This is a genomic window from Ottowia sp. oral taxon 894, assembly GCF_001262075.1.
In the GTDB taxonomy this organism is placed as follows: Bacteria; Pseudomonadota; Gammaproteobacteria; order Burkholderiales; family Burkholderiaceae_C; genus Ottowia; species Ottowia massiliensis.
Window position 1 is genome coordinate 1,785,001 of sequence record NZ_CP012073.1, and the last position, 13,431, is coordinate 1,798,431.

Below are 13,431 nucleotides of genomic sequence, written 5' to 3' on the forward strand. Positions count from 1 at the left end.
GCGAATGCTGACATGAGTAGCGTTAAAGCGGGTGAAAAGCCCGCTCGCCGTAAGCGCAAGGTTTTCTATGCAACGTTCATCGGCGTAGAGTAAGTCGGCCCCTAAGGTAAGGCAGAGATGCGTAGCTGATGGGAAACAGGTTAATATTCCTGTACCGATGTGCAGTGCGATGTGGGGACGGATCTTAATAGGTTGTCCGGGTTTTGGATATCCCGGTTTAGGTGGAAGTAGGTGTGCATCAGGCAAATCCGGTGCATATGTGCCCAGGCCATCGATCGAGCAAGCTTGCTTGCGAAGCAACTGAACGAGGTTCCAGGAAAAGCCACTAAGCTTCAGCTGCACACGACCGTACCGCAAACCGACACTGGTGCGCGAGATGAGTATTCTAAGGCGCTTGAGAGAACTCAGGAGAAGGAACTCGGCAAATTGACACCGTAACTTCGGGAGAAGGTGTGCCCTAGTAGTGTGATGAGAACATCTGAGCATGAATGGGTTGCAAAAAATAGGTGGCTGCGACTGTTTATTAAAAACACAGCACTCTGCAAACACGAAAGTGGACGTATAGGGTGTGACGCCTGCCCGGTGCTGGAAGATTAAGTGATGGGGTGCAAGCTCTTGATCGAAGTCCCAGTAAACGGCGGCCGTAACTATAACGGTCCTAAGGTAGCGAAATTCCTTGTCGGGTAAGTTCCGACCTGCACGAATGGCGTAACGATGGCCACACTGTCTCCTCCTGAGACTCAGCGAAGTTGAAATGTTTGTGATGATGCAATCTCCCCGCGGATAGACGGAAAGACCCCATGAACCTTTACTGTAGCTTTGTATTGGACTTTGAACAGATCTGTGTAGGATAGGTGGGAGGCTTTGAAGTGGTGACGCCAGTTGCTACGGAGCCGCTGTTGAAATACCACCCTGGTGTGTTTGAGGTTCTAACCTGCGTCCTTGAATCAGGACGGGGAACAGTGCATGGTAGGCAGTTTGACTGGGGCGGTCTCCTCCCAAAGCGTAACGGAGGAGTTCGAAGGTACGCTAGTTACGGTCGGACATCGTGACGATAGTGCAATGGCGCAAGCGTGCTTAACTGCGAGACTGACAAGTCGAGCAGGTGCGAAAGCAGGACATAGTGATCCGGTGGTTCTGTATGGAAGGGCCATCGCTCAACGGATAAAAGGTACTCTGGGGATAACAGGCTGATACCGCCCAAGAGTTCATATCGACGGCGGTGTTTGGCACCTCGATGTCGGCTCATCTCATCCTGGGGCTGTAGTCGGTCCCAAGGGTATGGCTGTTCGCCATTTAAAGAGGTACGTGAGCTGGGTTTAAAACGTCGTGAGACAGTTTGGTCCCTATCTTCCGTGGGCGTTGCAGATTTGAGAAAGCCTGCTCCTAGTACGAGAGGACCGGAGTGGACGCACCTCTGGTGTACCTGTTGTCACGCCAGTGGCATTGCAGGGTAGCTATGTGCGGAAGAGATAACCGCTGAAAGCATCTAAGCGGGAAACTCGTTTCAAGATGAGATCTGCCGGGGATTGATCCCCCTGAAGAGTCGTTCAAGACCAGGACGTTGATAGGCTGGGTGTGGAAGTGCAGCAATGCATTAAGCTAACCAGTACTAATTGCTCGTGAGGCTTGACCCTATAACTTTGATGCTCAATGAAACATCAAGAAAGAGCCGGATGCGTGCAGTCATGATTGAATGCTGATAGAATTCTATGGGTTGACAATGAGTGCGCTTGAATCATGCGAACATTCTGAGCGTTCTTTATTGCAAAAAGTTAAAGCTTGATGACCATAGCAAGGCGGATCCACTCCTTCCCATCCCGAACAGGACAGTGAAACACCTTAGCGCCGATGATAGTGCGGACTCCCGTGCGAAAGTAGGACATCGTCAGGCTCATTGATTGAAAAGCACCCGAATGGGTGCTTTTTTAAACTTGTGCTATACTTAGCAGCTTCGCTGATCGCAGCGAATCCGGTTGAGGAGACTGAGCTAAACCGGGATTTGATGGTCTTTAAAAAGAAGCAGCCGATAAGCGTGGGCATTTGGATTGCGGAGTGCAACGGTTCTGGTAACCGGGCGTCTTGATGGCGCCTCAAATGCTCATGAGACAGAAGTGAAGAACACTTTTATTTCCGTTAATTGAGTCAACTCGAGAGAGTATAAATTTCAAGATCGAACTGTAGAGTTTGATCCTGGCTCAGATTGAACGCTGGCGGAATGCTTTACACATGCAAGTCGAGCGGCAGCGCGGGGCAACCTGGCGGCGAGCGGCGAACGGGTGAGTAATACATCGGAACGTGCCCAGACGTGGGGGATAGCCCGGCGAAAGCCGGATTAATACCGCATGAGATCTGAGGATGAAAGCAGGGGACCTTCGGGCCTTGCGCGTTTGGAGCGGCCGATGGCAGATTAGGTAGTTGGTGAGGTAAAGGCTTACCAAGCCTGCGATCTGTAGCTGGTCTGAGAGGATGATCAGCCACACTGGGACTGAGACACGGCCCAGACTCCTACGGGAGGCAGCAGTGGGGAATTTTGGACAATGGGCGCAAGCCTGATCCAGCCATTCCGCGTGCAGGATGAAGGCCCTCGGGTTGTAAACTGCTTTTGTACAGAACGAAAAAGGCCTGGCTAATATCTGGGTCTCATGACGGTACTGTAAGAATAAGCACCGGCTAACTACGTGCCAGCAGCCGCGGTAATACGTAGGGTGCAAGCGTTAATCGGAATTACTGGGCGTAAAGCGTGCGCAGGCGGTTTCGTAAGACCGATGTGAAATCCCCGGGCTCAACCTGGGAACTGCATTGGTGACTGCGGAACTGGAGTGCGGCAGAGGGAGATGGAATTCCGCGTGTAGCAGTGAAATGCGTAGATATGCGGAGGAACACCGATGGCGAAGGCAGTCTCCTGGGCCTGCACTGACGCTCATGCACGAAAGCGTGGGGAGCAAACAGGATTAGATACCCTGGTAGTCCACGCCCTAAACGATGTCAACTGGTTGTTGGGAATTCATTTTTTCAGTAACGAAGCTAACGCGTGAAGTTGACCGCCTGGGGAGTACGGCCGCAAGGTTGAAACTCAAAGGAATTGACGGGGACCCGCACAAGCGGTGGATGATGTGGTTTAATTCGATGCAACGCGAAAAACCTTACCCACCTTTGACATGTACGGAACTTGCCAGAGATGGCTTGGTGCCCGAAAGGGAGCCGTAACACAGGTGCTGCATGGCTGTCGTCAGCTCGTGTCGTGAGATGTTGGGTTAAGTCCCGCAACGAGCGCAACCCTTACCATTAGTTGCTACGCAAGGGCACTCTAATGGGACTGCCGGTGACAAGCCGGAGGAAGGTGGGGATGACGTCAAGTCCTCATGGCCCTTATAGGTGGGGCTACACACGTCATACAATGGCTGGTACAGAGGGTTGCCAACCCGCAAGGGGGAGCTAATCCCACAAAGCCAGTCGTAGTCCGGATCGCAGTCTGCAACTCGACTGCGTGAAGTCGGAATCGCTAGTAATCGCGGATCAGCATGTCGCGGTGAATACGTTCCCGGGTCTTGTACACACCGCCCGTCACACCATGGGAGCGGGTCTCGCCAGAAGTGGGTAGCCTAACCGCAAGGAGGGCGCTTACCACGGCGGGGTTCGTGACTGGGGTGAAGTCGTAACAAGGTAGCCGTATCGGAAGGTGCGGCTGGATCACCTCCTTTCTGGAATGAATGCACTTTGCGCAAATGTCCACGCTTATCGGTTGTTGGATGGCAATTGCCGGCGGCCGATATGAAGTTCGGGTCTGTAGCTCAGTTGGTTAGAGCACCGTCTTGATAAGGCGGGGGTCGTTGGTTCGAGGCCAACCAGACCCACCACAATCCTGATAGAAGGGGGATTAGCTCAGCTGGGAGAGCACCTGCTTTGCAAGCAGGGGGTCGTCGGTTCGATCCCGTCATCCTCCACCAAAATCTATAGGAGCTTATTCCAAAACAGTTACTGAGATTGTTTTGGAATTGGCTTTTAAAGCCAAGGCTGTTCTTTAACAATTCATAGAGTCGAATCAGCATTGTCGATGCGAGAGCGTCGGCAATCATCTGATTGCATCGCGCCCAATTGAGATTGGGTTTGGCGAAGAATGTGTCAGACGAATGTCTGATAAAGCTTGATGAGCTTTGATTGACGTCAAAGTTATAGGGTCAAGTGAATAAGAGCATGTGGTGGATGCCTTGGCGATGATAGGCGAAGAAGGACGTGATAGCCTGCGATAAGCTCCGGTGAGTTGGCAAATGAACTTTGATCCGGAGATTTCCGAATGGGGAAACCCACCCGAACAGGGTATTTGCTTTTGAATACATAGAAAGCAAAGGCGAACCAAGCGAACTGAAACATCTAAGTAGCTTGAGGAAAAGACATCAACCGAGATTCCGAAAGTAGTGGCGAGCGAAATTGGATCAGCCTTCCAGTGATAGCGCAATCGTTAGCAAAACGAGGTGGAAAACTCGGCCATAGCAGGTGATAGCCCTGTATGCGAAAGCGAATGTGTGGTACTAGACTGGTAACAAGTAGGGCGGGACACGTGTAATCCTGTCTGAATATGGGGGGACCATCCTCCAAGGCTAAATACTCATCATCGACCGATAGTGAACAAGTACCGTGAGGGAAAGGCGAAAAGAACCCCGGGAGGGGAGTGAAATAGATTCTGAAACCGCATGCTTACAAAAAGTCGGAGCCCTTTTGGGTGACGGCGTACCTTTTGTATAATGGGTCAGCGACTTACATTCAGTGGCGAGGTTAACCGAGTAGGGGAGCCGCAGAGAAATCGAGTCCGAATAGGGCGTTTGAGTCGCTGGGTGTAGACCCGAAACCAGGTGATCTATCCATGACCAGGATGAAGGTGCCGTAACAGGTACTGGAGGTCCGAACCGACTGGTGTTGCAAAACCAGCGGATGAGTTGTGGATAGGGGTGAAAGGCTAAACAAACCTGGAAATAGCTGGTTCTCTCCGAAAACTATTTAGGTAGTGCCTCACGTATTGCCTTTGGGGGTAGAGCACTGTTTTGGCTAGGGGGTCATGGCGACTTACCAAACCAAGGCAAACTCCGAATACCAAAGAGCAGAGCGTGGGAGACAGTGCACCGGGTGCTAACGTCCGGACACGAGAGGGAAACAACCCAGACCGCCAGCTAAGGTCCCTAAAATTGGCTAAGTGGGAAACGAAGTGAGAAGGCTAAAACAGTCAGGATGTTGGCTTAGAAGCAGCCACCATTTAAAGAAAGCGTAATAGCTCACTGATCGAGTCGTCTTGCGCGGAAGATGTAACGGGGCTCAAGCCAGTTACCGAAGCTGCGGATGCACAGCAATGTGTGTGGTAGGAGAGCGTTCTGTAAGTCTGTGAAGGCAGTCTGAGAAGGCTGCTGGAGATATCAGAAGTGCGAATGCTGACATGAGTAGCGTTAAAGCGGGTGAAAAGCCCGCTCGCCGTAAGCGCAAGGTTTTCTATGCAACGTTCATCGGCGTAGAGTAAGTCGGCCCCTAAGGTAAGGCAGAGATGCGTAGCTGATGGGAAACAGGTTAATATTCCTGTACCGATGTGCAGTGCGATGTGGGGACGGATCTTAATAGGTTGTCCGGGTTTTGGATATCCCGGTTTAGGTGGAAGTAGGTGTGCATCAGGCAAATCCGGTGCATATGTGCCCAGGCCATCGATCGAGCAAGCTTGCTTGCGAAGCAACTGAACGAGGTTCCAGGAAAAGCCACTAAGCTTCAGCTGCACACGACCGTACCGCAAACCGACACTGGTGCGCGAGATGAGTATTCTAAGGCGCTTGAGAGAACTCAGGAGAAGGAACTCGGCAAATTGACACCGTAACTTCGGGAGAAGGTGTGCCCTAGTAGTGTGATGAGAACATCTGAGCATGAATGGGTTGCAAAAAATAGGTGGCTGCGACTGTTTATTAAAAACACAGCACTCTGCAAACACGAAAGTGGACGTATAGGGTGTGACGCCTGCCCGGTGCTGGAAGATTAAGTGATGGGGTGCAAGCTCTTGATCGAAGTCCCAGTAAACGGCGGCCGTAACTATAACGGTCCTAAGGTAGCGAAATTCCTTGTCGGGTAAGTTCCGACCTGCACGAATGGCGTAACGATGGCCACACTGTCTCCTCCTGAGACTCAGCGAAGTTGAAATGTTTGTGATGATGCAATCTCCCCGCGGATAGACGGAAAGACCCCATGAACCTTTACTGTAGCTTTGTATTGGACTTTGAACAGATCTGTGTAGGATAGGTGGGAGGCTTTGAAGTGGTGACGCCAGTTGCTACGGAGCCGCTGTTGAAATACCACCCTGGTGTGTTTGAGGTTCTAACCTGCGTCCTTGAATCAGGACGGGGAACAGTGCATGGTAGGCAGTTTGACTGGGGCGGTCTCCTCCCAAAGCGTAACGGAGGAGTTCGAAGGTACGCTAGTTACGGTCGGACATCGTGACGATAGTGCAATGGCGCAAGCGTGCTTAACTGCGAGACTGACAAGTCGAGCAGGTGCGAAAGCAGGACATAGTGATCCGGTGGTTCTGTATGGAAGGGCCATCGCTCAACGGATAAAAGGTACTCTGGGGATAACAGGCTGATACCGCCCAAGAGTTCATATCGACGGCGGTGTTTGGCACCTCGATGTCGGCTCATCTCATCCTGGGGCTGTAGTCGGTCCCAAGGGTATGGCTGTTCGCCATTTAAAGAGGTACGTGAGCTGGGTTTAAAACGTCGTGAGACAGTTTGGTCCCTATCTTCCGTGGGCGTTGCAGATTTGAGAAAGCCTGCTCCTAGTACGAGAGGACCGGAGTGGACGCACCTCTGGTGTACCTGTTGTCACGCCAGTGGCATTGCAGGGTAGCTATGTGCGGAAGAGATAACCGCTGAAAGCATCTAAGCGGGAAACTCGTTTCAAGATGAGATCTGCCGGGGATTGATCCCCCTGAAGAGTCGTTCAAGACCAGGACGTTGATAGGCTGGGTGTGGAAGTGCAGCAATGCATTAAGCTAACCAGTACTAATTGCTCGTGAGGCTTGACCCTATAACTTTGATGCTCAATGAAACATCAAGAAAGAGCCGGATGCGTGCAGTCATGATTGAATGCTGATAGAATTCTATGGGTTGACAATGAGTGCGCTTGAATCATGCGAACATTCTGAGCGTTCTTTATTGCAAAAAGTTAAAGCTTGATGACCATAGCAAGGCGGATCCACTCCTTCCCATCCCGAACAGGACAGTGAAACACCTTAGCGCCGATGATAGTGCGGACTCCCGTGCGAAAGTAGGACATCGTCAGGCTCATTGATTGAAAAGCACCCGAATGGGTGCTTTTTTTATTTGGGGATTAGGAAGTGAGACTTGTTCATGGTGAATCTTCTCTTGATTTGGCGGAGCGCTATTTGTTGGCTCAAGATGACTTGACATGGCAAAGCCTCAAAGATGCCTTGAATTTAATTGGATCTCGATGCGTTGATGATGCGGATATTTTTCTCCAATATTCGTGCGCTGAGAACTGGGGGTTTGACGAGGGGAGCATCAAGACGGGGGGATTTAGTATCAGTCAAGGAGTGGGCGTGCGGGCAGTATCTGGTGAGAAAACTGCTTTTGCATATTCTGATAGCCTGTCCAAGCTTGCTGTGATGAATGCGGCTAAAACTGTGCGGATAATGGCGCGCACAGCTCAGACTCCTTCAAAGTCAATTGGTATCAAGGCGGGATGTACGCAAAAAGGCCGTTTGTATGGCGAAGCCAATCCCCTGCTTTCCCTTAACAGTCTTCAGAAGGCTGCCTTGCTGGAACAAGTAGACAGGAAGGCGAGAGCGGTGGATCCGCGTATCGTGCAGGTAATGGCTAGCCTGTCCTCTGAGTGGGAGATTGTGCTCATTGCGCGATTGGATGGAGCCGTAGTTGCTGATGTCAGGCCATTGGTTCATTGTTCCTTGACGGTCATCGCGGAGCAAAACGGTCGACGCGAAGTGGGGTCGGCGGGTGGCGGTGCCAGAAGCGGATTGGAATATTTTTCAGAAGATCAGCTTGACACCTATGTGGCTCGAGCTACTCGAGCAGCCCTGACAAATCTGGAAGCTAGATCTGCTCCTGCTGGTGAAATGACCGTGGTGTTGGGGCCTGGCTGGCCTGGAATTTTGTTGCATGAAGCAGTGGGACATGGATTGGAAGGGGACTTCAATCGCAAAGGGGCCAGTGTCTTCGCGGGCCGGATTGGCGAAAGAGTTGCGGCCCGAGGCGTGACTGTTTGGGATGATGGCACTATATCAGGGCGGCGCGGTAGCCTGAATGTAGATGACGAAGGCAATCCAACGCAAGCCACTCTGCTCATCGAAAATGGCGTTCTAAAAGGGTACATGCAAGACGCCCAGAATGCGCGTCTCATGAAGCAAGCTTTGACGGGTAATGGCCGAAGGCAGGGCTATGCCCACCTGCCTATGCCGAGAATGACCAACACTTATATGGCAAATGGCGATTGCGCACCGGAAGAGGTGATTTCCAGTATTAAAAAGGGCTTGTACGCCGTGAACTTTGCTGGAGGACAAGTGGATGTGACGAGCGGAAATTTCGTTTTTTCAACCAGCGAAGCTTTCTGGGTAGAAAACGGAAAAATTCGTTACCCCGTCAAAGGGGCAACGCTGATTGGCAATGGGCCGCAAGTGCTTCAGAGGATTTCCATGATAGGAAATGATATGCGCTTGGATGCGGGTGTTGGCACTTGCGGCAAACAAGGACAAAGCGTACCTGTGGGCGTGGGCCAGCCCACGTTGCGCATTGAGCAAATGACAGTGGGCGGTACCGCTTGAGGTTGTGTGATTGTTGTTTTTTGGCAGATGACGAAGGCGAAAATCGCTTTCGCTGTCGTCAGATTGCAACAGGCGGGAGGTGGAACGCATCATTTGCTTTGCAGTTTTCACGAGAGTCTGGCCCAATACATATGGCTTCCCGTGCGGGGGGTTGGCTGGGGCCAAATCAACGCGGATGCTAGTGCTTCGCTTGGCCTGCGCCTTATGTGTTTAACCTTGGAGAATTTGCAATGAAAAAATCCCTGATTGCGTTGGCTGTGCTGGCCGCTTCCGGTGCCGTTATGGCCCAATCTTCTGTGACGCTGTATGGCGTTGTTGATCTTGGTGTTGGTCGCGTTGATTACAACCCCGCAACATTGGGCGTAAAGCGTCCGAATGTTAAAACTCAAATGCATGGCAATGCCATTGTAAACAATGGTGCAAGTCGGATTGGCTTTCGCGGTGTAGAGGATCTGGGCGGAGGCCTTAAGGTTGGTTTTAATTATGAGCAATCTATTAATGCAGAAAATGGTGCCGCTATTAGTGGTTATGGGCGCCAAGCTAATGTGTGGGTAGAAGGAGGCTTCGGTCAATTTAAGATGGGACGTGCGTTTACGCCCAGCTATAATGGTATGGAGGTGTGGGAGCTGCTTGGAGCTCCTGGTTATTCTGTGGTCGGTAATACATATGGCTTTGTTGGTCGTAGTTCTGCGCGCAATAATAGCCAATTTAGCTACAAGACACCAGTTTTTGGGGGCTTTAGCGGTGAGATTGGTTTTGTTACGAAGGGCGATTACCACCTCAATGGTAAAAATCATAAGATTGATGCCAACCTGATTTATGCCAATGGACCGCTGGGTGTTGGTTTCTCATATAATAAAGTTAGCAAGGAAAAGGCTAATTACGCGTTAGGGGCCAAATATGATTTTGGCATGTTTACTCTGGCGGCAAGTTATAACGACGCTCGCAATCATGAGGTCGCGGATGATGCAGGAAACGTGCTTGGCGTGAATCGTCGCAGCGGGTTTACGATTGGCGGCTTGGTCAAGTTTGACAATGTGAGCGTGGCCCTTGATGTTGCACGCGATACAAAGCATCAAAACGCTTATGACTCCACTGTGAAGTACAAGAAATACACCAACGCTGTAGTCGAAGCTAAGTACGCTCTGTCCAAGCGCACATTCCTGTATGCAGACTACCTGCGCCTCGATAGCACCAATAACTACGGTGTCGGTCTGCGCCACAACTTCTGATGATGAAGACAGCTTGAAGCTGTGTCAGCTTTGAAAAAGCCGCCTTTGGGCGGCTTTTTCTTTTCTGATTGGTATTTCGCGGTGGCCTCCGGATTGCACTGAGTTGGTGCACAGGTTAATTCTGGTTGTGAAGATAATCTGATGTCTTATTCGGCTGAAGTAATTAATATCTGGATTCGCAGGGAGTGCCAGGCGTTTGCTAGGAATTCGATTGGTTATATAGTTTTGTGCTTAATACAAGGACAGGGCTGCCACAACTCTGAAGTGAAGTCTTGCTGATTGATATTGAGGCTCAGCGACTGATAATCAATGAATGGCAGTGACGTGCTGTTGCCCGCTCGCTTACATGAACTGCTGAAAGGCTTGATAGGGCCAGAGTCATCCCAGAGTTTGTCTGTTCATAACTGAGGGAGGGAACGAGGGCGCGGCTTTGCGCTCAGCCGAAAAGGTGCTGCCATACGGCCTGGATGGCGGCGCGTTCGCTGGCGAAGGCGGGTTCGTTGAAACGGTTGCCGGCTTCGTTGAGGCGGGCGATGTGCTGGGCGTGGCGCAAGGCGCGGTAGGCGTTGGCGGCGGCCTGGCCTGCGCCGGCGGGCAGCAAGGCGGCGGCTTCGGCGCGTTGCAGCAGGGCGATGTTGCCGAGGTTGGGTTCGAGCTGCGGGTGCTGGCGGGCGTGGGCGAGCACGAGGTATTGCACGCTGAATTCGGCGTCGATCATGCCGCCGGCGCTTTGTTTGATGTCGAACACGCCGGGCGGCGTGGCGTGGGCGGCGCGCATTTTGTGGCGCATGGCGGCGATTTCGTCGCGCAGGGCGGGCCGGTTGCGTTCGGCGGTGATGACGGCGTGGCGCACGGCGTCAAAGCGCGGGGCGAGCTGGGGCAGGCCGCAGACGTAGCGGGCGCGGGTCATGGCCTGGTGTTCCCAGGTCCAGGCGGTGTTGCTGCCGCGTTGCTGCTGGTAGCTGGCGTAGGCGGCGAAGCTGGTGACGAGCAGGCCGCTGTTGCCGTTGGGACGCAGGGCGGTGTCGATTTCAAAGAGGTCGCCTTCGCCGGTGCGGGTGGTGAACCAGGTGATGAGCTTGCGGGCAAAGCCTGAGTAGATGTCGGGGGCAGCGGGGTCGTCGTCATCAAAGACGAAGACAAGGTCCAGGTCGCTGCCGTAGCCCAGTTCTTTGCCGCCGAGCTTGCCGTAGCCGATGACGCCCAGCGCGGGCTGACTGCGATGGCGTTTGCGGTAGCGCGCCCAGCACCACTGGATGGCCACGCGCAAGGTGGCGTCGGCCAGGGCGGAGAGGTCGTCGGCGACTTGTTCGACGGTGAGCGCGCCTTCCACATCGCGCGCGAGGGTGCGGAAGACTTCGGCGTGGTGGGCGCGGCGCAGCAGGTCAAGCAGGGTTTCTTCGTCGTCTTCGCCGGTGCTGGCCAGGGCGGCCAGGCGCTCGTGCAGGGTTTGCTCGAAGGCGGCGGCGTCAAAGCGCTGCTGCATGAGGCCGGGGCTGGCGAGTTCGTCGATGACGCCGGGGTGCTGGCGCACGTAGCGGGCGGGCCAGCGGGCGGCGCCCAGCACGCGCAGCAGGCGTTCGTGCACGGCGGGGCGCTCCATGAGCAGGGCCAGGTAGCTTTCGCGGCGCAAGAGCGGCTCCAGCCAGTCGGCCATGCGCAGCACGGCTTCTTCGCTGATGCGGCCTTCGGCCAGCCAGGCGGCGCTGCGGCGCAGCAGGTGCATGAGGCGGGCGTGCGCTTGTTCGCGCAGGGCCTGCACGCGCGGGTGGGTGGCCCAAGCTTGCAGGCGCTGCTGCGCGGCGGGGGGAAGGTGCTGGAGCAGCTCCTGAAGGCCGGGCGGCGCGGTTTCCAGCTGGGGGGCGTTGCGGCTGGCGTCAGGGCGCGCGGCATGGGGCGCTGCGGTTTGTTCAGGCTGGGCGGCGCGGCATTTGTCGCATGGGCGGTGCGCCTGGCTGCCGCCGAGCAGGCTGTCGAATTCGTGCGCGACGACTTCGCGGTGTGCCTGCAAGTCGTCCAGCAGCGCGCCGGTTTGCGCGTAACCCATGCTGCGCGCCAGCCAGTCGAGGTCGGCATCGGCCGTGGGCAGCAGGTGGGTTTGCTGGTCGTCCAGATACTGGATGCGGTGTTCCACGCGGCGCAAAAAGGTGTAGGCGGCGGCCAGCGCCTGTGCGCGGTCTTCGGGCATGAGCGCGGCGCGCGCCAGGCGCGGCAGGGCTTGCAAGGTGGCGCGCGTGCGCAGTTCGGGAAACTGGCCGCCGCGCACCACTTGCAGCAGTTGCACGATGAATTCGATTTCGCGGATGCCGCCGCGCGAGAGTTTCACGTCGCACGCGCCGCCGGGGCGGCCCGCGCTGCGCTTGCTGGCCTGTTCGCGAATTTGGCGATGCAGCGCGCGCAAGGCTTCAAAGACGTTGTAGTCCAGGTATTTGCGAAAGACAAAGGGCAGCACCACGCCGCGCAGTGCCCGCGCGGCTTCGGGCGTGATGCCTTGCGGCGCAACCACGCGGCTTTTGAGCCAGGCCAGCCGTTCCCATTCGCGGCCTTGCACGTGCATGTACTGCGCCAGGGTGTCCAGTGCGCAAACGGCGGGGCCGCTTTTGCCGTTGGGGCGCAAGGCCAGGTCGATGCGAAAGACAAAGCCGTGTTCGGTGACTTCGCCGACCAGCGCGTGTATCTGGCGGGCCACGCGGGTGAAGTATTCCTGCATGCTGACGCTGCCGCGCCCGTCTGCGCGGCCTGCGGTGTCGCCGTCGCTTTCATGCAGATAGATGAGGTCGATGTCGCTGGAGACGTTCAGCTCGCGCGCGCCCAGCTTGCCCATGCCAATCACCCAGAAGGGCACGCGCTGGCCGCGCCCGTTCAGCGGCGCGCCGTGGCGCCCGTCCAGCGCGGCGAAGGCGTGGCGGCAGGCTTCGTCCAGCGCGAATTCGGCCAGCTCGGTCATGGCGCGCGTGACCACTTCCAGCGGGGCCTGCTGCTCGCAGTCCAGCACGGCCAGGCGCTCGACGACCAATTGGCGCGTGATGCGCAAGGCCGCGCCCGTGTCATGCCCCTGCGCGCGCAGTGCGGCAAAGGCGGCGGCCATGCTGGCGCGATCGGGCGCGCCGGGCGCCAGCAGGGGCAGCTCGCCTGCGTAGCGACGGCGCAGGCGCTGCACCAGGCGCGAGTGGGCGGCCAGGCCGTCAAAAAAACCGGCTTCGGCAGGCGGCGCGGGGGGCGGGGAGGCGGGGGGCGTCAGGCCGCAGGCTTGCGGCTGCTCGCAGCCTTGGCAGGCAGAGACCAGATGCTCGGAAAAATCAAGGGCGGGCCAATCAGGGGCTGGCAAATCAGGAGCTGGCGTCTGGGTGCAAGTCATAATTTTTGGCTTCGATG

3 protein-coding genes, 2 tRNA genes and 5 rRNA genes (1 of these 10 only partly in view) are annotated in these 13,431 nt (G+C 55.2%); 9 read left to right on the plus strand and 1 reads right to left on the minus strand.

Features of this window, described 5'->3' with window-relative positions:
- The 9 genes from ADJ79_RS07765 to ADJ79_RS13195 form a co-directional block, all read left to right on the plus strand.
- Nucleotides 1-1,637, plus strand: a 23S ribosomal RNA gene (locus ADJ79_RS07765) (it extends 1,237 nt beyond the left edge of the window).
- 144 nt (nucleotides 1,638-1,781) lie between these two features.
- Nucleotides 1,782-1,894 (plus strand): 5S ribosomal RNA (gene rrf / locus ADJ79_RS07770).
- A 281-nt stretch (nucleotides 1,895-2,175) separates the two neighbouring features.
- Nucleotides 2,176-3,704, plus strand: a 16S ribosomal RNA gene (locus tag ADJ79_RS07775).
- 79 nt (nucleotides 3,705-3,783) lie between these two features.
- Nucleotides 3,784-3,860, plus strand: a tRNA-Ile gene (locus ADJ79_RS07780).
- 14 nt (nucleotides 3,861-3,874) lie between these two features.
- A tRNA-Ala gene (locus ADJ79_RS07785) sits at nucleotides 3,875-3,950 on the plus strand.
- A gap of 229 nt (nucleotides 3,951-4,179) precedes the next feature.
- Nucleotides 4,180-7,053, plus strand: a 23S ribosomal RNA gene (locus ADJ79_RS07790).
- A gap of 144 nt (nucleotides 7,054-7,197) precedes the next feature.
- Nucleotides 7,198-7,310: ribosomal RNA gene (rrf, locus tag ADJ79_RS07795) — 5S ribosomal RNA — on the plus strand.
- Together the 16S, 23S and 5S rRNA genes with 2 tRNA genes alongside form the textbook arrangement of a ribosomal RNA operon.
- Before the next feature lie 53 nt (nucleotides 7,311-7,363).
- Entirely contained in the window at nucleotides 7,364-8,824 is a 1,461-nt protein-coding gene (gene tldD / locus ADJ79_RS13190; RefSeq protein ID WP_082203189.1) for a metalloprotease TldD, read from the plus strand.
- 230 nt (nucleotides 8,825-9,054) lie between these two features.
- The gene (locus ADJ79_RS13195) at nucleotides 9,055-10,056 is read left to right on the plus strand and encodes a porin (RefSeq protein ID WP_082203190.1); all 1,002 of its coding nucleotides are present in this window, start codon (nucleotides 9,055-9,057) and stop codon (nucleotides 10,054-10,056) included.
- 436 nt (nucleotides 10,057-10,492) lie between these two features.
- Here the strand turns inward: ADJ79_RS13195 and glnE are convergent, their stop codons facing one another.
- On the minus strand, nucleotides 10,493-13,414 hold the full coding sequence (gene glnE, locus ADJ79_RS07815) for a bifunctional [glutamate--ammonia ligase]-adenylyl-L-tyrosine phosphorylase/[glutamate--ammonia-ligase] adenylyltransferase (RefSeq protein ID WP_082203378.1): 2,922 nt from the start codon (nucleotides 13,412-13,414) through the stop codon (nucleotides 10,493-10,495).
- Nucleotides 13,415-13,431 lie beyond the last annotated feature (17 nt).

What these genes read in the sequence shown, in the direction of transcription:
- ADJ79_RS13195 (WP_082203190.1), top strand. Translation starts at nt 9,055, where the DNA reads ATGAAAAAATCCCTGATTGCGTTGGCTGTGCTGGCCGCTTCCGGTGCC.
- glnE (WP_082203378.1), bottom strand. Translation starts at nt 13,414, where the DNA reads ATGACTTGCACCCAGACGCCAGCTCCTGATTTGCCAGCCCCTGATTGG.